Source organism: Enterobacter sp. 118C5 (assembly GCF_034107645.1).
Taxonomy (GTDB): Bacteria; Pseudomonadota; Gammaproteobacteria; order Enterobacterales; family Enterobacteriaceae; genus Enterobacter; species Enterobacter nematophilus.
This window is the reverse complement of sequence record NZ_JAWNEU010000007.1, coordinates 160,975-180,988: the sequence shown is the minus strand read 5'-3', so window position 1 is coordinate 180,988 and position 20,014 is coordinate 160,975. Positions and strand designations below refer to the sequence as shown.

20 protein-coding genes, 2 tRNA genes and 1 other RNA gene are annotated in these 20,014 nt (G+C 56.7%); 10 read left to right on the top strand and 13 right to left on the bottom strand.

Annotation, left to right across the window (positions count from 1 at the left end; all coding sequences use genetic code 11):
• From UTO39_RS14430 to UTO39_RS14420, 3 genes are all read left to right on the top strand, one after another.
• Positions 1-76: transfer RNA gene (locus UTO39_RS14430), tRNA-Val, on the top strand.
• A gap of 4 nt (positions 77-80) precedes the next feature.
• Positions 81-156, top strand: a tRNA-Lys gene (locus UTO39_RS14425).
• A gap of 26 nt (positions 157-182) precedes the next feature.
• A non-coding RNA gene (locus UTO39_RS14420) (RtT sRNA) lies at positions 183-311 on the top strand.
• A 43-nt stretch (positions 312-354) separates the two neighbouring features.
• Here the strand turns inward: UTO39_RS14420 and UTO39_RS14415 are convergent.
• The 3 genes from UTO39_RS14415 to xapA all read right to left on the bottom strand — a co-directional run bounded on the left by UTO39_RS14415 (position 355) and on the right by xapA (position 3,439).
• Complete coding sequence (locus tag UTO39_RS14415) at positions 355-1,239, bottom strand: LysR family transcriptional regulator (protein WP_320727447.1); 885 nt, start codon at positions 1,237-1,239, stop codon at positions 355-357.
• 67 nt (positions 1,240-1,306) lie between these two features.
• A complete protein-coding gene (locus UTO39_RS14410; protein ID WP_320727446.1) occupies positions 1,307-2,563 on the bottom strand; it encodes a nucleoside permease in 1,257 nt (418 codons plus the stop codon).
• 51 nt (positions 2,564-2,614) lie between these two features.
• Complete coding sequence (xapA, locus tag UTO39_RS14405) at positions 2,615-3,439, bottom strand: xanthosine phosphorylase (protein ID WP_320727445.1); 825 nt, start codon at positions 3,437-3,439, stop codon at positions 2,615-2,617.
• A 207-nt stretch (positions 3,440-3,646) separates the two neighbouring features.
• On the opposite strand from xapA, the gene UTO39_RS14400 reads away from it, so the two are divergent.
• Positions 3,647-3,988, top strand: coding sequence for a FlxA-like family protein (locus UTO39_RS14400; RefSeq protein WP_061097460.1), 342 nt, complete (start codon positions 3,647-3,649; stop codon positions 3,986-3,988).
• On the opposite strand, the gene UTO39_RS14395 is transcribed toward UTO39_RS14400, so the two are convergent.
• Entirely contained in the window at positions 3,985-4,920 is a 936-nt protein-coding gene (locus tag UTO39_RS14395) for a LysR family transcriptional regulator (protein ID WP_320727444.1), read from the bottom strand. The genes UTO39_RS14400 and UTO39_RS14395 overlap by 4 nt on opposite strands.
• An 89-nt stretch (positions 4,921-5,009) precedes the next feature.
• Between UTO39_RS14395 and UTO39_RS14390 the strand changes: the two genes are divergently transcribed.
• Positions 5,010-6,005 (top strand): bile acid:sodium symporter family protein, encoded by a 996-nt coding sequence (locus UTO39_RS14390; protein ID WP_248058409.1) that lies wholly within the window; start codon positions 5,010-5,012, stop codon positions 6,003-6,005.
• On the opposite strand, the gene UTO39_RS14385 is transcribed toward UTO39_RS14390, so the two are convergent.
• The 3 genes from UTO39_RS14385 to zipA all read right to left on the bottom strand — a co-directional run bounded on the left by UTO39_RS14385 (position 6,002) and on the right by zipA (position 9,287).
• Entirely contained in the window at positions 6,002-6,217 is a 216-nt protein-coding gene (locus UTO39_RS14385) for a DUF3820 family protein (protein ID WP_003861328.1), read from the bottom strand. The two genes, UTO39_RS14390 and UTO39_RS14385, sit on opposite strands and share 4 nt — an antisense overlap.
• Position 6,218: 1 nt before the next feature.
• Positions 6,219-8,234 (bottom strand): NAD-dependent DNA ligase LigA, encoded by a 2,016-nt coding sequence (ligA, locus tag UTO39_RS14380; RefSeq protein ID WP_320727443.1) that lies wholly within the window; start codon positions 8,232-8,234, stop codon positions 6,219-6,221.
• A 69-nt stretch (positions 8,235-8,303) separates the two neighbouring features.
• Positions 8,304-9,287: a cell division protein ZipA gene (gene zipA, locus UTO39_RS14375; protein WP_320727442.1), complete on the bottom strand. Its 984-nt coding sequence runs from the start codon at positions 9,285-9,287 to the stop codon at positions 8,304-8,306.
• Between the two features lie 230 nt (positions 9,288-9,517).
• Between zipA and cysZ the strand changes: the two genes are divergently transcribed.
• The 5 genes from cysZ to crr all read left to right on the top strand — a co-directional run bounded on the left by cysZ (position 9,518) and on the right by crr (position 14,311).
• On the top strand, positions 9,518-10,279 hold the full coding sequence (gene cysZ, locus UTO39_RS14370; protein WP_061097455.1) for a sulfate transporter CysZ: 762 nt from the start codon (positions 9,518-9,520) through the stop codon (positions 10,277-10,279).
• Positions 10,280-10,442: 163 nt separating this feature from the next.
• Entirely contained in the window at positions 10,443-11,414 is a 972-nt protein-coding gene (cysK, locus tag UTO39_RS14365) for a cysteine synthase A (protein ID WP_008501603.1), read from the top strand.
• Positions 11,415-11,731: 317 nt separating this feature from the next.
• Entirely contained in the window at positions 11,732-11,989 is a 258-nt protein-coding gene (ptsH, locus tag UTO39_RS14360) for a phosphocarrier protein Hpr (RefSeq protein WP_000487600.1), read from the top strand.
• A gap of 44 nt (positions 11,990-12,033) precedes the next feature.
• A complete protein-coding gene (gene ptsI / locus UTO39_RS14355; protein ID WP_320727441.1) occupies positions 12,034-13,761 on the top strand; it encodes a phosphoenolpyruvate-protein phosphotransferase PtsI in 1,728 nt (575 codons plus the stop codon).
• A gap of 40 nt (positions 13,762-13,801) precedes the next feature.
• The gene (crr, locus tag UTO39_RS14350) at positions 13,802-14,311 is read left to right on the top strand and encodes a PTS glucose transporter subunit IIA (RefSeq protein WP_003861316.1); all 510 of its coding nucleotides are present in this window, start codon (positions 13,802-13,804) and stop codon (positions 14,309-14,311) included.
• 44 nt (positions 14,312-14,355) lie between these two features.
• On the opposite strand, the gene pdxK is transcribed toward crr, so the two are convergent.
• The 6 genes from pdxK to UTO39_RS14320 form a co-directional block, all read right to left on the bottom strand.
• A complete protein-coding gene (pdxK, locus tag UTO39_RS14345; protein WP_320727440.1) occupies positions 14,356-15,192 on the bottom strand; it encodes a pyridoxine/pyridoxal/pyridoxamine kinase in 837 nt (278 codons plus the stop codon).
• A 5-nt stretch (positions 15,193-15,197) separates the two neighbouring features.
• Positions 15,198-16,109 (bottom strand): cysteine synthase CysM, encoded by a 912-nt coding sequence (cysM, locus tag UTO39_RS14340; protein ID WP_061097452.1) that lies wholly within the window; start codon positions 16,107-16,109, stop codon positions 15,198-15,200.
• A 67-nt stretch (positions 16,110-16,176) separates the two neighbouring features.
• A complete protein-coding gene (cysA, locus tag UTO39_RS14335; protein ID WP_320727439.1) occupies positions 16,177-17,271 on the bottom strand; it encodes a sulfate/thiosulfate ABC transporter ATP-binding protein CysA in 1,095 nt (364 codons plus the stop codon).
• Positions 17,261-18,136 (bottom strand): sulfate/thiosulfate ABC transporter permease CysW, encoded by an 876-nt coding sequence (cysW, locus tag UTO39_RS14330; protein WP_320727438.1) that lies wholly within the window; start codon positions 18,134-18,136, stop codon positions 17,261-17,263. The genes cysA and cysW overlap by 11 nt, the downstream gene beginning before the upstream one ends.
• Complete coding sequence (gene cysT / locus UTO39_RS14325; RefSeq protein ID WP_061097449.1) at positions 18,136-18,969, bottom strand: sulfate/thiosulfate ABC transporter permease CysT; 834 nt, start codon at positions 18,967-18,969, stop codon at positions 18,136-18,138. The genes cysW and cysT overlap by 1 nt, the downstream gene beginning before the upstream one ends.
• A complete protein-coding gene (locus tag UTO39_RS14320; RefSeq protein WP_028014002.1) occupies positions 18,969-19,982 on the bottom strand; it encodes a sulfate ABC transporter substrate-binding protein in 1,014 nt (337 codons plus the stop codon). Before UTO39_RS14320 ends, cysT begins: the two co-directional genes overlap by 1 nt.
• Positions 19,983-20,014 lie beyond the last annotated feature (32 nt).

Genomic DNA, 20,014 nt, shown 5'->3' with positions numbered 1-20,014 from the left:
GGGCGATTAGCTCAGTTGGTAGAGCATCTCCTTTACACGGAGGGGGTCGGCGGTTCGAGCCCGTCATCGCCCACCATTTCGGGTCGTTAGCTCAGTTGGTAGAGCAGTTGACTTTTAATCAATTGGTCGCAGGTTCGAATCCTGCACGACCCACCAATGTAAAAAAGCGCCCTAAAGGCGCTTTTTTGCTATCTGCGATCTGGATGATTCGAACCTGCAGCAGGTTCGAGCCGAACGCAGTGAGGCACCGGAGCCGTTTACGGCGACGGCCCGAAGGGCGAGCGAAGCGAGTCATCCTGCACGACCCACCAATGTAAAAAAGCGCCCTAAAGGCGCTTTTTTGCTTTCTGAGCTTTACATCTTCAACGCCGCAATTAACGTCTTCACCGCAGGCGTCGCCTGCTTCTCGTCATACACTACATACAAATCTGCCGGTATACGCTCCCGTAACGGGCGGAATACCACGCCCGGCCACTGCATTTGCGCGTAGCTGTCGGCAGCAAGCGTAATCCCCATTCCCATACTGATCATCGCCAGTACCGTTTGCGGCTCAACGGCTTCACGCACGATCATCGGCGAAAACCCGGCCTGCTGGCAGACGCGGTGCAGAAATGCCCAGTCAGAATGTGCAGACGGCATCGTGACAAAATACTCGTCCTGCAATTCTGCAAGCGCTATGGAAGGCTCCCTGACCAGGCGGTGATCTTCCGGCATCGCCACCAGAAAAGCCGCCTCACGCAACCGCACGCTGGTAAATCCCGCGGTGGGTTCCGTTGCCATTCGCCAGATGCCCACATCCAGCTCCCGACGCTCAAGCAGCGCCATCTGCATTACCGGCGATTTCTCGCGAAAAACGACATCAACATTTGGATGTTCCTTCAAAAAAGTGCGCATCACCGTTCGCACCTCGCTCCACATGGCTGTACCGACAATGCCCAGCTCAATGCGCCCTGCTTCCCCCCGGCCAATCTGCTCGACTCGAGCCAGCGCCTGGTTTGCGCTGGCCAGCAGCCGCCGGGACTCTTCCATCAGCACTTTACCGGCATGCGTCAGGGCGACGCTTCTGGAGTGACGAACAAACAATAACGTGCCTAGCTGGCTTTCCAGCTCTTTAATGTGCAGGCTTAACGGCGGCTGGGACATATTGAGACGGGCCGCAGCCCGTCCAAAATGCAGTTCCTCAGCCACGGCCAGAAAATAGCGCAGCAGCTTGAGATCGGTTCGATAGACGCGTTCCATCAAAACATATCCTGGCGATAACATTTATGCGCCTACCTTAAAGCCTTTCAGCATCCAGAGGGGAAATTTAGTGCGCAACTGTGCGCATCTCCCTGTTTTGACTGGTGTGCCGGTAGTTAAAGCTGAAATAAAATACCACGGCGAGCGCCAGAGCATAGGCCGCAAACACCAGCCAAATAGTCTGCCAGTCCTTCACTCCGTCAACCGAGAAATAATCGACCGCCGCACCGCTTAACACCGATCCGAAATACGCGCCGATACCGTTAACGGTCGTCATAAAAAGCCCCTGCGCGCTGGCGCGGATATCGGCACTGACCTCCTGTTCGACAAATACCGAGCCGGAAATGTTGAAGAAGTCGAACGCGCAGCCGTAGACAATCATTGAGAGCATGAGCAGCGCAAAGCCCGTCGCGGAAGGGTCGCCAAAGGAAAACAGGCCAAACCGCAGCATCCAGGCCACCATGCTCATCAGCATGACGGCTTTAATGCCGAAGCGCCCGAGAAAGTACGGAATGGTCAGAATGAAGAACACCTCAGACATTTGCGAGACGGAGAGCAAAATGGACGGGTATTTGACAATAAAGCTGTCGGCATACGCCGGATTTCGCGCAAAATCATGCAGGAACGGACTACCGAAGGTATTGGTTATCTGCAGCACGGCGCCGAGCAGCATAGCGAATAAGAAGAACACCGCCATGCGGGGCTGCTTAAACAGGATAAACGCATTGAGGCCCAGCTTGCTTGCCAGAGACGGAGACATTTTTGACTTCACAACCGGAATGGCCGGCAGCGTCAGAGAATAGAGCGCCAGCAGCAGAGATGCACCAGCCGCAATATAGAGCTGCACGTTGCTTAATTCCGCCCCCATCAGGCTTATGGCCCACATTGCCGCAATAAAGCCCACGGTGCCATACACCCGCACGCGTGGAAAATGGCTTACCGTATCCATGCCCGCCTGTTCAAGGCAGGAGTAGGAAATCGTGTTCGACAGTGCGATGGTGGGCATAAAGGCCATCGCATTAACCAGCATGACCCAGAACATCAGCCCCGGCTCATTGATCTGTGCTGCATAGCAGAGGGCGACGGCGCAGACGAGGTGGCAAATGACGTAGGCGCGGTCGGCTCGCAGCCACCTGTCGGCAATAATCCCCACCAGAGAGGGCATAACGATTGCGGCAAGACCTTTGGAGCTATAGACCATGCCCACGTCGGAGCCGGTAAAATGTAGGGTATTAATCATGTAGGCGCCGAGGGTAACCAGCCAGCTCCCCCAGATAAAATATTGCATAAAGGACATCATCTTTAAGCGAGTCGTGATGTTCATAACCCATTCCTTATCGCAGTGTGGCCCTGGCGGGCCACTTTATTGTTTTACTCAGGCAATATGGCGAAGAAAACCGCAGATAAGATTGATAAAGTTCTGACGGGAGAGTTCGGCGGCGGCAAGGGTTTGCTCATGCGAGAGTTTTACCTCACCCAGACCTTCGGCGAGATTGGTAATCGCCGAAACGGCCACCACCTTCAGGCCGCAGTGACGGGCGGAAATCACTTCCGGTACCACGGACATCCCCACCACGTCGCCGCCGATAATTTGCATCATGCGGATCTCCGCCGCCGTCTCGAAGTTCGGGCCGGGATAAGAGACAAATACCCCTTCATGCAGCGGGAAGCCTTCTTTCGTTGCCACGGTTTGCAGAACGGCGCGGTAATCCGCGTCGTAAGCGTTGGCCAGCGAGAAGAAACGCTCGCCGAAGCGCTCATCGTTCAGTCCCACCATCGGCGTACCCGGCATGGTGTTGATATGGTCGCTCAGGGCTACAAGGCTTCCTGGCTGAACCTCCGGACGCAGCGAGCCCGCCGCATTGGTGCTAAACAGCAGCTCGCACCCCAGCAGCTTAAAGGTGCGGATCGCATCGGTCATGATGGTCATCCCGCGGCCTTCATAGAAATGCCCTCGCCCCTTCATGCAGGCAACAGGCACCCCGGCCAGATGCCCGAGCACCAGCTCGCCGGCATGTCCATGCACGGTGCTCACCGGGAAGTCAGGCAGCTTTTCGTAGCTCAGGGAAACGGCGTCTTCTATCTGGTCGGCGAGCGCGCCCAGACCGGAGCCGAGAATAAACGCCACGCGAGGAGTGAAGTTTGGTTTAGCCGCACGAATGATGTCAGCACAGTTCCACGGGTTATTTGAGAGGGTCATAGGGGCTCCTTGAGGATTAAGATCGCGATAGCAGGGATCGCATGACTTACGTCTTATATCCGCACCCTGCAGGTCATCTCCAATACACTTTTATCGCACCATCAATAGTAATTGTGTATTAATGCAACCCCCTGCCAGATATGGCAGTTTTGCTCAAGCTAATCCCGTCGGTGCCGATACCTCTGTTTTATAGCGCGAGGAAAAAGTATGACGACCATTCAGGCTTCAACCCAACCCATTCAAACCAGCAGCGGCGGGAGCGGCGCTTCCGGCAGTAACGATATCGCGGCGCAAATCAGCCGCATTACCGATAAGATCAAAAAGCTGACTCAGCAGTTAAAAGAGCTGGCAAACAGCTCCGGCAGTGCAGATGAGAAGAAGAAGCAGCAGGAACTGATTCAGACCCAGATCAAAGTGCTGCAGGCGCAGCTCGCGGCGCTGCAGCGCCAGCAGGCCGAAGAGGCCCAGAAAAAGCAGGATCAAAAGATGGGCAAAGTGGAAGGGGTTAACAGCCCGTCAGACAATCATCAGATTGATATCTACATCTAATCTTCTGATGCGTTAAACAGTGGGTCGCGTATGCGGGCCTCGGTTAATCGTTGTGCCTGGATACGCACCACTTCCCAGATAGCCTGCGCCGCCCCCGAGAGTGAGCGATTTTTTCGCCGCACCAGCATCAGCTTTCGCTCGACAACGGGCGTCAGCCGCTTCACCGCCAGCCGGCTTCCCTGCGGCAGGGGAAGCGCCAGGGCGGGCAACACGCTGATGCCAATTCCGGCTTCCACCATGGGAAACAGCGTGGCCGGGTGACCTATCTCCTGCACGATCGTTGCGTTAACGCCCTGATTCACCAGCGCGGAATCAATCAGCGGACGGCTGCCTGAGGCATAATCCTGCAATACCAGGTTCGCCCCCTGCAGGGACTGCCAGCTGACCTCCGGCAACGCTGCCAGCGGATCGTCATCACGGCAGAGCAGCAAAAAGGGCTCAGAAAGAACGCTTTCGCATTCCAGATCGCTCACCTGGCCGGGATCGATCACAATACCAAAATCCACATCCCCCTGGCGGATGCTCTCCAGCACCCACTGCTGCGGCCTGTCATGCAGAACAAAATCAATATCAGGGTAGCGATGGTTTCCCTCGGCGATACACTGCGGGATAAGGTGCGCGGATATCGTCTGGCTGGCCGCAACCCGCACGGTGCCCGACAGCTGCTGCCCCAGCCTCCCCACGTCCCTGAGCGTGCTGTTGAGCTCATCCAGCAGCCGTTCGAGGCGCAGGGCCAGCTGCTGTCCCGCTTCGGTCAGGACCACTTCGCGCGTGGTGCGGTCAAGCAACCTAACGCCGGTCTGGTTTTCCAGCTCTTTCACGCTGTGGCTGACCGCCGACTGGCTCAGGCCAATCATCTCCCCTGCCCGGCTGAAGCTGCGGGCATGGGCGACGGTGACGAAAATGCGAAGCTGGCGTAGGGAATAATTCATCTGTTTAATTCATGAATGGATGCAATAAATCAATTTTATTTCTCAAATGGAAAAAAGCACAATAGCGACATCTGTTTTCAGGAGTCATTATGAAACTATTTCGTATTCTTGATCCGTTTACGCTTACGCTGGTGGCTACCGTTTTACTGGCCTCGTTCTTCCCCGCCCGCGGCGGTTTCGTCCCGTTTTTTGAGGGGCTGACGACGGCCGCCATCGCGCTGCTGTTCTTTATGCACGGCGCAAAACTCTCCCGCGAAGCGATTATCGCTGGCGGTAGCCACTGGCGACTGCACCTCTGGGTAATGTGCAGCACGTTCATTTTGTTCCCGATCCTTGGGGTGCTGTTTGCCTGGTGGGCGCCGGTTAACGTCGACCCGGCGCTCTACACCGGTTTCCTGTATCTCTGTATTCTCCCGGCCACCGTGCAGTCCGCTATTGCCTTTACCTCTCTTGCCGGAGGGAACGTTGCGGCTGCGGTCTGCTCGGCATCGGCATCCAGCCTGTTAGGGATTTTCGTCTCCCCGCTGCTGGTGGGCCTGCTGATGAACATGCACGGCGCGGAAGGTAACCTTGAGCAGGTCGGCAAAATCTGCCTGCAGCTGCTGCTGCCGTTTGTTCTCGGGCATCTCTCGCGTCCGTGGACCGGGGCGTTTGTGGCGAAGCACAAGAAATGGATCTCCAAAACCGACCAGTCGTCGATTCTGCTGGTGGTCTATTCCGCCTTCAGCGAAGCGGTCGTGAACGGGATCTGGCATAAAGTGGGCGCAGGCTCGCTGCTGTTTATCGTGGTGGTCAGCCTCGTTCTGCTGGCAATTGTCATTGCGGTGAACGTTTTTGTGGCGCGCAAATGCGGCTTCAGCAAAGCCGATGAGATCACCATTGTCTTCTGCGGCTCCAAAAAGAGCCTGGCGAACGGCATCCCGATGGCGAACATTCTGTTCCCCACCTCGATGATCGGGATGATGGTGCTGCCGCTGATGATTTTCCACCAGATCCAGCTGATGGTCTGCGCGGTGCTGGCGCGTCGCTACAAGCGCCAGACGGAAAAACTGGCGCAGGAAGAGACCCGCGCCGCGAAGGCTTAAGGACGCTTCAGGGGCTGCACCAGCTGGGTCAGCCCCTCGGTTTTAATCAGTAGCGTGATAGCCATCAGCTCGCCCAGTCGCCCTGCCGGAAATTCATCCTTACGGGCAAACCACAGCAGATACTCCTCCGGCAAATCGATCAGCCTGCGGCCCTTATATTTACCGAACGGCATCTCCGTATTGGCTATCTCAACGAGCTGCTCTTTCTCCACGTTACTCTCCTAACAGACGCATCATTTCCGCTTCGTCGATAACTTCAATGCCGAGCTCCTGGGCTTTCGCCAGCTTCGACCCCGCCGCTTCCCCGGCAATCACCAGGTCGGTTTTCTTCGACACGCTGCCCGCCACTTTGGCCCCCAGCGCCACCAGACGCGCTTTTGCATCATCGCGTGAAAGCTGGCTGAGGCTACCGGTTAGCACCACGGTTTTACCGGCAAATGGACTGTCGATCTCTTCGGCGTTGACCACCACCGGCGCGGGCCATTTAATGCCCTCTTCCAGCAGCTTGCCGATGACCTCGCGGTTGCTCTCTTCGGCAAAAAAGTTAAAGACGTGCGTGGCGACGACGATGCCGACGTCCGGCACTTTCTGCAGCTCGTCGATGCTTGCCTTTTCCAGTGCCTCCAGCGTACCAAAGTACGCGGCTAAACCTGCCGCCGTCGCTTCGCCGACTTCACGAATGCCCAGCGCGTACAGGAAGCGGGCGAAGGTCGTCTCTTTCGCCGCTTCCAGCGCGTTAACCACGTTCTGGGCTGACTTCGGCCCCATGCGATCCAGGCCGGTCAGTTTGCCCGCCGTCAGCCTGAACAGATCCGCTGGCGTATGGACATACTCTTTCTCAACCAGCTGATCGATAATCTTGTCGCCCATGCCGTCAACGTCCATTGCGCGACGGGAGACGAAGTGCTTAAGCGACTCTTTACGCTGCGCGCCGCAGATCAGGCCGCCCGTACAGCGGGCCACCGCTTCGCCTTCCACGCGCTCTACGTCAGAGCCGCACACCGGGCAGTGGGTCGGGAAGACGACCTCGCGCGTATCGTCAGGACGCTCTGACTCAACAACGTTCACCACCTGCGGGATAACATCGCCCGCGCGGCGAATCACCACTTTGTCACCAATGCGCAGGCCGAGGCGTTCGATTTCATCGGCGTTATGCAGCGTAGCGTTACTCACCAGCACGCCCGCGACCTGCACCGGCTCCAGCCGTGCGACTGGGGTAATCGCGCCCGTACGGCCCACCTGGAACTCCACGTCGCGAACGAAGGTCATCTGCTCCTGGGCAGGAAACTTAAACGCAACCGCCCAGCGCGGCGCTCGCGCCACAAAACCCAGCTGCTCCTGCAGCGCCAGCGAATTGACCTTGATGACAACGCCATCGATATCAAAGCCGAGCGTCGGGCGGTCCTCTTCCACTTTGTGGTAGAACGCCAGCACCGCTTCCGGCGAGTCGCAGAGCTGAACGCGGTTGCTCACCGGCAGGCCCCAGGCTTTAAACTGCAGCAGACGCCCGAGGTGCGTATCCGGCAGTTCGCCGCCCTCCAGAATACCGACGCCGTAGCAGAAGAAAGTAAGCGGTCGCTTCGCCGTAATGCGCGGGTCAAGCTGGCGCAGAGAGCCTGCCGCCGCGTTACGCGGGTTAGCAAACACTTTCCCACCGGTGCGACGCGCTTCTTCATTGATCTTTTCGAAGCCCACCTGGGGCAGGAATACTTCCCCGCGCACTTCCAGACGCGCAGGAATGTTGTCCCCCTGCAATTTCAGCGGGATCGCGCGAATGGTGCGCACGTTGGTGGTGATGTCTTCCCCCGTCGTGCCGTCGCCACGCGTAGCGGCACGCACCAGCACGCCGTTTTCATAGAGAAGGCTGACCGCCAGGCCGTCGAGCTTCAGCTCGCAGCACCAGGTGAGGGAATCGCTGCTTTTCAGGCGGTCCTGCACGCGCTTGTTAAACGCGAGGAAGCTCTCTTCATCAAAGACGTTATCCAGCGACAGCATCGGTACTTCGTGACGCACCTGGCTGAATGCCCCCAGCGGCTCGGCGCCGACGCGCTGGGTCGGGGAATCCGGCCTAATCAGTTCCGGGTGCTGCGCCTCCAGCTCGCGCAGCTCGCGCATCAGCCGGTCGTACTCCGCATCCGGCACTTCCGGTGCGTCCATAACATGATAGAGATATTCATGATGGCGAAGCGTGGTTCGCAGTTCAGTGAGTTGTTGTTCGATTGAGTCCATATCGCACCATCAATGAGAAAAAACCCCCGACAGGCGGGGGTTGAGGAGGAGTTGAAGTAAACGCGACGATTACGCGTTGGCTTCCTTAACTTCGCGGATGCGGTCCTGATACTCGCGCAGCTTCTGCGGGGTCATCATTCGACGCTGATCGTCGAGCACCACACCACCTACTTCATCAGCGATGTGCTGCGCGGACTGCAGCATCAGCTTGAAGTTTTGCAGCTCATCGCCGTAGGACGGCACCTGCATAAAGATAGTGACACCCGGCGTCACAAAATCACCGGTCATTTCCGGATCGAAGGTGCCTGGGTTGACCATATTGGCCAGGCTAAACAGCGCCGGGCCGCTACCGTCAGGGCTCAGGTGGCGATGGAAAATATTCATATCGCCAAACTTGAAGCCTGCCTGTTGAATACTGTTGAGCAGCACGTCACCGTTGAGATGGCTGCCGTGATGCGCGGCCACGTTCATGATGATCACCGCTTCTTTACGCTGCGGCTTTTCAACAACCGGTTCAGGCTCGACGACCGGCTCTGGCTCAACGTGCGGAGCCGGAGCGGGCTGCGGCGCAGGCTGTACATGAACAGGCTGCTGCGGCTGTTGTACCGGCTGCGCAGGCTGCTGTTGCACGGGCTGCTGCACAGGTTGGTGTTGAACCGGCTGTGGCGCAGCGGGCTGCTGTTGCACAGGCGGTTGCGGCGGCTGACGCACAGGTTCTTCCACTGGCTGCGGCGCTGGCTGGCGCGGCTGGGCAGAGGCATACGGCGGTTGATACTGGTGCTGCGGAGCGCGGGGGGCTTCATGCTCCCCATGAGCCGCGCCGGGCGCAGTATTGACCCGATGAACACGAACTTCACCCACGCCGTCGTCGTCGCTACCGGTGATGTCATCTTCACTGTCATCATCATCACGACTGGACTTCATGCGCTTCAGTGGGCGATCGCGAAACATCGAGGAACGCTCTTTACGGCTGGTCCAGAAACCATGTACCAGTAAAGCGATTATGGCGATCGCGCCAACAATGATTAATATCAGACGCAAATCCTGCATCATTATATTCTCTGTTGTTCTAACACCTTGCCACCACGGCAAACATTTACTCACTAAGAGTATTTGCCGTTTACGTCAAGTGCAAGTGTGTGCAGAGCATTCGCAGCATAAAGATGAAGTAAATTGTGCTTTTTGCTGGTTTTTCGAACATTTCCGAACTGGTCATTGGTCCGCAAGTGGATAATATAGGCGGGCAATTCCACTGGTTGTGAAAAAAGGAGTACAGCCTGGTTATGGTTTCAACATCGTCTTCTCCCCCGCGCAGCGGCGTCTGGTATTTCTCTCAGGGCTGGAAACTGGTTTCACTACCGGGTATCCGTCGCTTCGTCATTCTGCCGCTGTTGATCAACATCATTCTGATGGGCGGCGCGTTCTGGTGGCTGTTCACAAAGCTCGAAAGCTGGATCCCGTCGCTGATGAGCCACGTGCCGGACTGGCTGCAATGGCTTAACTACCTGCTCTGGCCGGTTGCGGTTATCTCCGTGCTGCTGGTATTCGGCTATTTATTCTCAACGATTGCGAACTGGATAGCCGCGCCGTTTAACGGCCTGCTGGCGGAACAGCTGGAGGCCCGGCTTACCGGCGCGACGCCACCGGACACGGGCGTACTGGGGATCGTGAAAGATATCCCGCGCATTATGAAGCGCGAGTGGCAGAAGTTTGCCTGGTACCTCCCCCGCGCGGTTGTGCTGCTTGCCCTCTACTTTGTCCCCGGCATTGGCCAGACGGTTGCGCCGGTGCTGTGGTTCCTGTTCAGCGCCTGGATGCTGGCCATCCAGTACTGTGACTATCCGTTCGATAACCACAAGGTGCCGTTTAAAGCGATGCGCACGGCCCTGCGCACCCGGAAGGTCGCCAATATGCAGTTTGGCGCGCTGACCAGCCTGTTCACCATGATTCCCTTCCTTAACCTGTTCATCATGCCGGTTGCGGTTTGCGGCGCGACGGCGATGTGGGTGGACTGCTACCGTGCTAAGCACGCGTTATGGAAATAATGCAAAAATGTGTAAAGCAGGGGTGGCTTATGCCGCCCCTTATTCCATACTGATCCCCATTATTTCCTTGCAGTATATAGATATGCGAATTCCTTACTTCCCCCTACCTGCTTAGCAGGTATGCTGGGTCGGTATCCCAATTTCATACAGTTAAGGACAGGCCATGAGTAAGATTTATGAAGACAACTCGCTGACTATCGGTCATACGCCCCTGGTTCGACTGAACCGTATCGGTAATGGACGCATTCTGGCGAAGGTCGAATCACGCAACCCGAGCTTCAGCGTAAAATGCCGCATCGGTGCAAACATGATTTGGGATGCTGAAAAACGCGGCGTGCTGAAGCCTGGCGTTGAGCTGGTGGAACCGACCAGCGGTAATACCGGTATCGCTCTGGCCTATGTTGCTGCCGCCCGCGGCTACAAGCTGACCCTGACTATGCCGGAAACCATGAGCATCGAACGTCGCAAACTGCTCAAAGCGCTGGGGGCGAATCTGGTCCTGACCGAAGGCGCGAAGGGCATGAAAGGTGCCATTCAGAAAGCGGAAGAGATCGTGGCCAGCGATCCGGCGAAATACCTGCTGCTGCAGCAGTTCAGCAACCCGGCTAACCCGGAAATTCATGAGAAGACCACGGGTCCGGAAATCTGGGAAGATACAGACGGCCAGGTTGACGTATTTATCTCCGGCGTCGGTACCGGCGGTACGCTGACCGGCGTGTCTCGCTATATTAAAGGCACAAAAGGTAAAAAAGAGCTGATTACCGTTGCCGTTGAACCAACCGACTCACCGGTTATCACCCAGGCGCTGGCGGGGGAAGAGCTCAAGCCAGGCCCGCATAAAATTCAGGGTATTGGCGCAGGCTTTATTCCGGGTAACCTGGATCTGAAGCTGATCGATAAAGTGGTCACCATCACGAACGAAGAAGCCATCTCTACCGCGCGTCGTCTGATGGATGAAGAAGGCATTCTGGCGGGTATCTCTTCCGGTGCGGCCGTTGCGGCAGCGCTCAAACTTCAGGAAGATGAAGCCTTTACCAATAAGAATATTGTGGTTATCCTTCCGTCCTCGGGTGAGCGTTACTTGAGCACCGCACTGTTTGCCGATCTATTCACGGAAAAAGAGCTGCAACAGTAGTGCCAGTATGTTAATAACGCGTAAAAAAGCACCTTTTCGGGTGCTTTTTTGTGGCCTGCTTCAAACTTTTGCCCCTCCTGGCATTGCTTCACCCCGTTGTGTCTGGTATTTAAACCAGCAATTATTTTGAAGCGTGAAATTAATCAGTGAACGAAATAGCCTTGCTGAATCGATTTTATGATTTGGTTCAAGTCTTCCTTTCGCTGCATAATGTTTAATGACGATTGAAACGTCAGCGCTAACAATACAGGCTAAAGTTGAGCCGCCAGGCTAGACTTTAGTTCCACAACACTAAACCTATAAGTTGGGGAAATACAATGTTCCAGCAAGAAGTTACCATTACCGCTCCGAACGGTCTGCACACCCGCCCTGCTGCTCAGTTTGTTAAAGAAGCGAAAGGCTTCACTTCTGAAATCACTGTAACTTCCAACGGCAAAAGCGCTAGCGCAAAAAGCCTGTTCAAACTGCAGACTCTGGGCCTGACTCAGGGCACCGTTGTCACCATCTCTGCTGAAGGTGAAGACGAGCAGAAAGCAGTTGAGCATCTGGTTAAACTGATGGCTGAGCTCGAGTAAGTTTACGGGTTCTTTTAAATATCAGTCACAAGTAAGGTAGGGTTATGATTTCAGGCATTTTAGCATCCCCGGGTATCGCTTTCGGCAAAGCACTGCTGCTGAAAGAAGACGAGATCGTCATCGACCGGAAAAAAATTTCTGCCGACAAGGTTGATCAGGAAGTTGAACGTTTTCTGAGCGGTCGTGCCAAGGCATCTGCGCAACTGGAAGCGATCAAAACTAAAGCTGGCGAAACTTTCGGTGAAGAAAAAGAAGCCATCTTCGAAGGGCACATCATGCTGCTCGAAGATGAGGAGCTGGAGCAGGAAATCATAGCCCTGATTAAAGATAAAGGCATGACGGCCGACGCGGCTGCGCATGAAGTTATCGAAGGTCAGGCAACTGCCCTGGAAGAGCTGGATGATGAATACCTGAAAGAGCGTGCGGCTGACGTACGTGATATCGGTAAGCGCCTGCTGCGCAACATCCTGGGCCTGGCCATCATCGACCTGAGCGCGATTCAGGATGAAGTGATCCTGGTTGCCGCTGACCTCACCCCGTCTGAAACCGCACAGCTGAACCTGAAAAAGGTTCTCGGTTTCATCACCGACGCGGGTGGCCGTACCTCCCACACCTCTATCATGGCGCGTTCTCTGGAACTGCCTGCCATCGTGGGTACCGGTAGCGTCACCTCTCAGGTGAAAAACGGCGACTATCTGATTCTGGATGCCGTAAACAATCTGGTTTACGTCAATCCAACTAACGAAGAGATCGAAAAACTGCGCGCGGTTCAGGAGCAGGTTGCGACTGAAAAAGCGGAACTCGCTAAGCTGAAAGACCTGCCGGCCATCACGTTGGACGGCCATCAGGTAGAAGTGTGCGCAAACATCGGTACCGTACGCGACGTTGATGGCGCTGAGCGCAACGGTGCGGAAGGTGTAGGTCTCTACCGTACAGAATTCCTGTTCATGGACCGTGACGCGCTGCCAACTGAAGAAGAGCAGTTTGCTGCGTATAAAGCCGTCGCAGAAGCGTGTGGCTCACAGGCGGTTATCGTCCGCACCATGGACATCGGTGGCGACAAAGAGCTGCCGTACATGAACTTCCCGAAAGAAGAGAACCCGTTCCTGGGCTGGCGTGCCGTGCGTATCGCGATGGATCGTAAAGAGATCCTGCGTGACCAGGTTCGCGCTATCCTGCGTGCCTCCGCTTTCGGTAAGCTGCGCATCATGTTCCCGATGATCATCTCTGTTGAAGAAGTGCGTACACTGAAGAAAGAGATCGAAATCTACAAACAGGAACTGCGCGACGAAGGTAAAGCATTTGACGAGTCAATCGAGATCGGCGTGATGGTGGAAACACCAGCGGCGGCGACCATTGCGCGTCATTTAGCCAAAGAAGTTGATTTCTTTAGTATCGGCACCAATGATTTAACGCAGTACACCCTGGCAGTTGACCGTGGTAATGATATGATTTCACATCTCTACCAGCCAATGTCACCGTCCGTACTGAACTTGATCAAGCAAGTTATTGATGCTTCTCATGCAGAAGGTAAATGGACTGGCATGTGTGGTGAGCTTGCAGGCGACGAACGTGCTACACTTCTGTTGCTGGGTATGGGTCTGGACGAATTCTCTATGAGCGCCATTTCCATCCCGCGCATTAAGAAGATTATCCGTAACACGAACTTCGAAGATGCGAAGGTGTTAGCAGAGCAGGCTCTTGCTCAACCGACAACGGACGAGTTAATGACGCTGGTTAACAAGTTCATTGAAGAAAAAACAATCTGCTAATCCACGAGATGCGGCCCAAATTACTGCTTAGGAGAAGATCATGGGTTTGTTCGATAAACTGAAATCTCTGGTTTCTGATGATAAGAAAGACTCCGGAACTATTGAGATTGTTGCTCCGCTCTCCGGCGAGATCGTCAACATCGAAGACGTGCCGGATGTAGTGTTTGCTGAGAAAATCGTTGGTGATGGCATTGCTATCAAACCAACTGGCAACAAAATGGTTGCTCCAGTTGACGGCACCATCGGTAAAATTTTTGAAACCAACCATGCGTTCTCTATCGAATCTGATAGCGGTATCGAACTGTTCGTTCACTTCGGTATCGACACCGTTGAACTGAAAGGCGAAGGCTTCAAACGTATCGCGGAAGAAGGCCAGCGTGTTAAAGTTGGCGACCCGGTGATTGAATTCGATCTGCCACTGCTGGAAGAAAAAGCCAAGTCTACCCTGACGCCGGTTGTTATCTCCAACATGGATGAAATCAAAGAACTGATCAAACTGTCTGGCAGCGTCACCGTGGGTGAAACCCCGGTTATCCGCATCAAGAAGTAATTCTTGCCGCACGGTAAAATGGCGCCTTCGGGCGCCATTTTTGTTTATGCAGGAAGGATAAGCTCGTCGTAGCCTTTCGACTGGGTATAAAGCATTACGTCAGTCACCCGATCGCCGGCCATGCGAATGGCATCGGCAACGGTTTTCCCCTCAACAATCCCGCTCACCAGCTCTGAACAGAACAGATCCCCCGTCCCTTTCAGATCGGTTTCTACGCGCGGATGCGCGCTGACGGTAACGCCCTCATGCGTCACCAACACTACGTGGATGTTTTGCGGATCGTCAGCGACCGGCGCGCTGGTGATCGCCACCCATTTCAGAGTGTCAGAGAGCAATCCCTGCGCGGCGGCAATAGCGCTTTCCGGCGTCCGGCACGCCTTACCGCTTAACACTTCCAGCTCATAAACGTTTGGTGTAATCCCCTGCGCCAGCGGAAGCAGGTGCTCCCGGTAGGCTTCCGGAATATCGGGCTTGACGTACATTCCGCTGTCGATATCGCCGATAACCGGGTCGACCAGCACCAGCAGGTCAGGATGCTGCGCTTTGACCGCCCTCAGCCACTGCGCCAGCAGCGCGATCTGGCTGGCGCTGCCCATGTAACCGGTAGTGACTGCTTTAAGCTCGCGCAGGATCTCGCGCTCTTCCAGCGCCTCCAGGTAGCCGCTGAACCACTCGTCGGGGATCACCCCGCCGTAGAAGGTGTCGTAGTGCGGCGTGTTGCTAAACAGCACCGTCGGCACGGCGGTGACGTTCAGCCGGTGGGTACGAATGTTCGGCACCGCAATGCTGTTCCCCACGCTGCCGTAAACCACCTGCGACTGCACCGCGACAATGTCGGTTTGCTGCGCCCGGGTGTTATCCCGGAATAGAATCATTTCCATGACGCTTAAATCCCCGCCCCCTGCGAATAACTCTCTTCACCAAAGACGCCGGTAGACAGATAGCGATCGCCGCGGTCGCAGATAATCGCCACCACGACCGCGCCGGGGTTTGCCTGCGCCACGCGCAACGCACCCGCTACCGCGCCCCCCGAGCTGACCCCGCAGAAGATGCCTTCACGCACGGCCAGTTCACGCATAGTATTTTCCGCCTCGCGCTGATGAATATCCAGCACCTGATCCACCAGCTGCGCATTAAAAATGCCCGGCATATACTCCGCCGGCCAGCGGCGAATGCCCGGAATGCTGCTCCCCTCTTCCGGCTGCAGGCCAACGATGGTGACGGCTTTCGCCTGCTCGCGCAGAAAACGCGACACGCCGGTAATGGTGCCGGTGGTGCCCATGCTGGAGACGAAATGGGTAATGCGCCCGTCGGTTTGCTGCCAGATTTCCGGCCCGGTGGTGGTGTAGTGCGCGTACGGGTTGTCCGGGTTATTGAACTGATCGAGCAGCTTACCTTCGCCGCGCTCGGCCATCTCTAACGCTAAGTCGCGCGCGCCTTCCATCCCCTGCTCTTTGGTCACCAGAATCAGCTCGGCCCCGTAGGCGCGCATGGCGGCGCGGCGCTCCTGGCTCATGTTGTCCGGCATCAGCAGCTTCATGCGGTAGCCTTTCAGCGCCGCAATCATCGCCAGCGCGATGCCGGTGTTGCCGCTGGTGGCTTCAATCAGCACGTCGCCGGGCTTAATTTCACCGCGTTTCTCGGCCTGGACAATCATCGACAGCGCCGCGCGGTCTTTCACCGATCCCGCCGGGTTGTTGCCTTCGAGTTTGACCCAGATTTCGCTGCCGTTGTCGCACCCCATGCGCTGAAGCTTGACCAGAGGAGTGTTGCCGATGGTGTGTTCGAGTGTATTCACGTTTTTTACTCAATAAAAAGCCCGGTAAGCATCACGCCACCGGGCGAAAAACATACTCAATAACCTATCAGGCTGACTCCGCCAGAGCAATATCCTCGCGCGCCTCAATCCGCTCGTTACCGTGATAGATGCGCGCATGCTGCAGCCCGACAAACAGGCGCTCGCCCCGGTGAGGCGGCACGTCGTCGCGCATGACCACGGTCAGCGGCTCGGTGTACCAGCCCAGCGGCTGTACCACCAATTGGGTGTAGTGCCCTTTAGGGCTAGCTTCCAGCACCAGTACCGGCAGCGGGGAGTCCAGGCTGGTTCGACGGCTGATGTCCACCTCCCACGGGCGCAGGAACAGATCGACCGGCCCCTGATGCGCGGAGGTGTAGCCCAGCGGCCAGCGGTGCGCGCCGACGTGGAACTGCCCGCCGCGAATGGTGCCCTGCAGACGGTTCACCTCGCCCATAAACTCCAGCACGAAGCGGGTCGCCGGCTCGCGCCAGAGCTGTTCCGGCTCGTCAACCTGCTCGATGTTGCCCTGGCTCATGACCACCACGCGGTCCGCGACTTCCATCGCCTCTTCCTGGTCGTGGGTCACGAAGACGCTGGTGAACTTCAGCTCTTCATGCAGCTGACGCAGCCAGCGGCGCAGCTCTTTACGCACCTGCGCATCCAGCGCGCCAAACGGTTCATCAAGCAGCAAAATTTGCGGCTCAACGGCCAGGGCGCGCGCCAGCGCCACGCGCTGCTTCTGCCCGCCGGAAAGCTGGGCCGGGAAACGGTCCGCCAGGTGAGCCAGCTGCACCATCTCCAGCAGTTTGGTCACTTTCGCTTTAATGGTTGCCGCGTCCGGGCGCTCGCGACGCGGCAGCACGGTCAGGCCAAACGCGATGTTGTCAAACACGGTCATGTGGCGGAACAGCGCGTAGTGCTGAAACACAAAGCCCACTTTACGATCGCGAGCGTGCAGGCGGCTCACGTCGGTACCGTGGAAGCGGATGTGCCCGCTGGTCTGGTGTTCAAGCCCGGCGATAATACGCAGCAGCGTGGTTTTGCCCGAGCCAGACGGCCCCAGCAGCGCCACCATTTGTCCGGAAGGGATATCCAGCGAGATATCATTCAGCACCTGGGTGCGACCAAAAGACTTCTTAATATTGGCAATCTCAATGCTCATGATTTCCCTCCTGATGCTGACGTTTTTCCTGATTCTCTAAACGCCACTGCACCACACTCTTCAAAAACAGGGTCAAAATGGCCATCAGCGTCAGCAACGCTGCGGCAGTAAACGAGCCGATGGTGTTGTAGTCCTGCTGCAGCAGCTCAATCTGGAGCGGCAGCGACAGGGTCTCACCACGGATGGATCCGGAGACGACGGAAACGGCACCGAACTCACCGATCGCGCGGGCGTTGGTCAGCACCACGCCGTAAAGCAGCGCCCAGCGAATGTTCGGCAGCGTGACGCGACGGAACATCTGCCAGCCGGATGCGCCCAGCAGCACCGCCGCTTCGTCTTCGTTGCTGCCCTGGCTTAACATCACCGGAACCAGCTCGCGCACCACGAACGGACAGGTCACAAAGATGGTCACCAGCACCATGCCCGGCCAGGCGAACATGATCTGCAGGTTATGCTCATCCAGCCAGCCGCCCAGCGGGCCGTTGGAGCCGTAAAAGAGCAGGTAAACCAGACCGGCAACAACAGGCGACACGGCAAACGGAATATCCAGCAGGGTCAGCAGCATCTGACGTCCCGGGAAGTTAAAGCGCGTCACCAGCCAGGCCAGCAGGGTTCCGAACACCAGGTTCACCGGTACCGTGATCAACGCAATCAACACGGTCAGCCAGATGGCATGCAGCATATCCGGGTCTGCCAGGTTTTCCAGCGCGGGCATCAGCCCCTTGCTGAACGCCTGAACGAAGATATAGATCGTCGGCACGACGAGAATGAGGGCGGACACCAGCACGCCCACGCCAATCAGAAACCATTTACCCAAGTTGATGCGGGGCGCATCGTATCGCTTCAATTGCGTAACTTCCGCCATCAGTGACCTACCACACGTCGACCAAAGCGACTTTGCAGAGTGTTAATCGAGTACAGCAGCAGCAGCGAGGCCGCCAGGATCACCGAGGCAATGGCGCTCGCCGCCGGATAATCAAACTCCTGCAGACGGATAAAAATCATCAGCGAGGTGACTTCCGTTTTCCAGGCGATGTTCCCGGCGATAAAAATTACCGCGCCGAACTCACCCAGGCTGCGGGTAAACGACAGCGCGACGCCCGCCATCAGCGCCGGAGAGAGCTCCGGCAGAACCACTTTACGGAAGCTCTGCCAGCGCGTGGCGCCCAGCGTTTCCGCCGCTTCTTCGTATTCCGGACCCAGCTCTTCCAGCACCGGCTGCACGGTACGGACCACAAACGGGATGCTGGTAAAGGCCATCGCCACCGCGATCCCGAGCCAGGTGTAGGTCACTTTGATATCAAACTTCGCCAGCCACTCGCCGTACAGCCCGTTCACGGAGAAGAGCGACGCGAGGGTTAAGCCCGCAACCGCCGTCGGCAGCGCAAAAGGCAGATCCATCAGGGCGTCAAGCAGCGTGCGGCCCGGGAAACGATAGCGGGTTAAGATCCACGCCATCAGCAGGCCAAACACGCCGTTAAAAATGGAGGCGACAAACGCCGACAGCAGCGTCACCTTATAGGCCGCCACCACCTGCGGGTTGGTGATGACCTCCCAGTACTGCGCCCAGCTCATCTGAGCAAGCTGCATCACCAGCGCGCTGAGCGGCAGCAGCAGGATCAGGCAGACGAACAGCAGGCTGGTCCCGAGGCTTAAGGTAAAGCCCGGCAGCACGCGTTTTGTCGAGACTGCAAACATTACTTACGCCCCGCCGCCAGCAATTTGTCTAACTCACCGCCGCTGGCAAAGTGCGTTTTCATCACCTCAGGCCAGGAGCCGAAATGATCTTCCACGCGGAACAGCGCGGTTTGCGGGAATTTGTCCTTCAGTTTGTTCATCACGTCCGGGTTGTTCACGCGGTAGTAGTAATCGGTGATGATGGTCTGCGCCTGCGGGCTGTACAGGTAGTTGAGATAGGCTTTTGCCGCTTTCTCGGTGCCGTTCGCCTGCACGTTTTTATCCACCCACGCCACCGGGAACTCGGCCAGGATGTTGGTTTTCGGGATTACCACCTCGAAGCCCTGCGCTTCATACTGCTTGCGAATGTTGTTCACTTCGGATTCAAAGCTGATCAGTACGTCACCCAGACCGCGTTCGGCGAAGGTCGTGGTCGCGCCGCGGCCGCCGGTATCAAACACTTCGACGTTTTTCAGGAACTGGGTCATGAACTGCTCGGTTTTGGCTTTGTCGTTGCCGTCAGCCTTGTCCGCCGCGCCCCACGCGGCTAAATAGGTGTAGCGCGCGTTGCCGGAGGTTTTTGGGTTCGGGAAAATCAGCTTCACGTCGGAACGCACCAGGTCGCTCCAGTCGTGGATGTTCTTCGGATTACCCTTACGCACCAGGAAGCCCATGGTAGAGTAGAACGGCGAGCTATTGTTAGGCAGGCGGCTCTGCCAGTCAGCCGGGATCAGCTTGCCCTTGTCGTGCAGGATCTGCACGTCAGTCACCTGGTTGTAGGTCACGACATCTGCTTTCAGCCCCTGCAAAATCGCCAGCGCCTGCTTGGATGAACCGGCGTGGGACTGCTTGATGGTCAGCTTATCGCCATTGTTTTCTTTCGCCCACTGCTGCTCGAACGGTGGGTTAAGGGCGGCAAACAGCTCGCGGGAGACATCATACGAGCTGTTCAGCAGCTCGGTCGCCTGCGCCTGGGCCACCAGCAGTAAACCTGCCAGTGCCAGAGTTCCTTTTTTCAGTACAGTAACGGCCATTGCGCACCCTTATAAATGTGATGACTATCTTA

Coding starts and splice junctions, on each gene's coding strand:
- UTO39_RS14415 (WP_320727447.1), bottom strand. CDS start 1,239: ATGGAACGCGTCTATCGAACCGATCTCAAGCTGCTGCGCTATTTTCTG.
- UTO39_RS14410 (WP_320727446.1), bottom strand. CDS start 2,563: ATGAACATCACGACTCGCTTAAAGATGATGTCCTTTATGCAATATTTT.
- xapA (WP_320727445.1), bottom strand. CDS start 3,439: ATGACCCTCTCAAATAACCCGTGGAACTGTGCTGACATCATTCGTGCG.
- UTO39_RS14400 (WP_061097460.1), top strand. CDS start 3,647: ATGACGACCATTCAGGCTTCAACCCAACCCATTCAAACCAGCAGCGGC.
- UTO39_RS14395 (WP_320727444.1), bottom strand. CDS start 4,920: ATGAATTATTCCCTACGCCAGCTTCGCATTTTCGTCACCGTCGCCCAT.
- UTO39_RS14390 (WP_248058409.1), top strand. CDS start 5,010: ATGAAACTATTTCGTATTCTTGATCCGTTTACGCTTACGCTGGTGGCT.
- ligA (WP_320727443.1), bottom strand. CDS start 8,234: ATGGACTCAATCGAACAACAACTCACTGAACTGCGAACCACGCTTCGC.
- zipA (WP_320727442.1), bottom strand. CDS start 9,287: ATGATGCAGGATTTGCGTCTGATATTAATCATTGTTGGCGCGATCGCC.
- cysZ (WP_061097455.1), top strand. CDS start 9,518: ATGGTTTCAACATCGTCTTCTCCCCCGCGCAGCGGCGTCTGGTATTTC.
- cysK (WP_008501603.1), top strand. CDS start 10,443: ATGAGTAAGATTTATGAAGACAACTCGCTGACTATCGGTCATACGCCC.
- ptsH (WP_000487600.1), top strand. CDS start 11,732: ATGTTCCAGCAAGAAGTTACCATTACCGCTCCGAACGGTCTGCACACC.
- ptsI (WP_320727441.1), top strand. CDS start 12,034: ATGATTTCAGGCATTTTAGCATCCCCGGGTATCGCTTTCGGCAAAGCA.
- crr (WP_003861316.1), top strand. CDS start 13,802: ATGGGTTTGTTCGATAAACTGAAATCTCTGGTTTCTGATGATAAGAAA.
- pdxK (WP_320727440.1), bottom strand. CDS start 15,192: ATGGAAATGATTCTATTCCGGGATAACACCCGGGCGCAGCAAACCGAC.
- cysA (WP_320727439.1), bottom strand. CDS start 17,271: ATGAGCATTGAGATTGCCAATATTAAGAAGTCTTTTGGTCGCACCCAG.
- cysW (WP_320727438.1), bottom strand. CDS start 18,136: ATGGCGGAAGTTACGCAATTGAAGCGATACGATGCGCCCCGCATCAAC.
- cysT (WP_061097449.1), bottom strand. CDS start 18,969: ATGTTTGCAGTCTCGACAAAACGCGTGCTGCCGGGCTTTACCTTAAGC.
- UTO39_RS14320 (WP_028014002.1), bottom strand. CDS start 19,982: ATGGCCGTTACTGTACTGAAAAAAGGAACTCTGGCACTGGCAGGTTTA.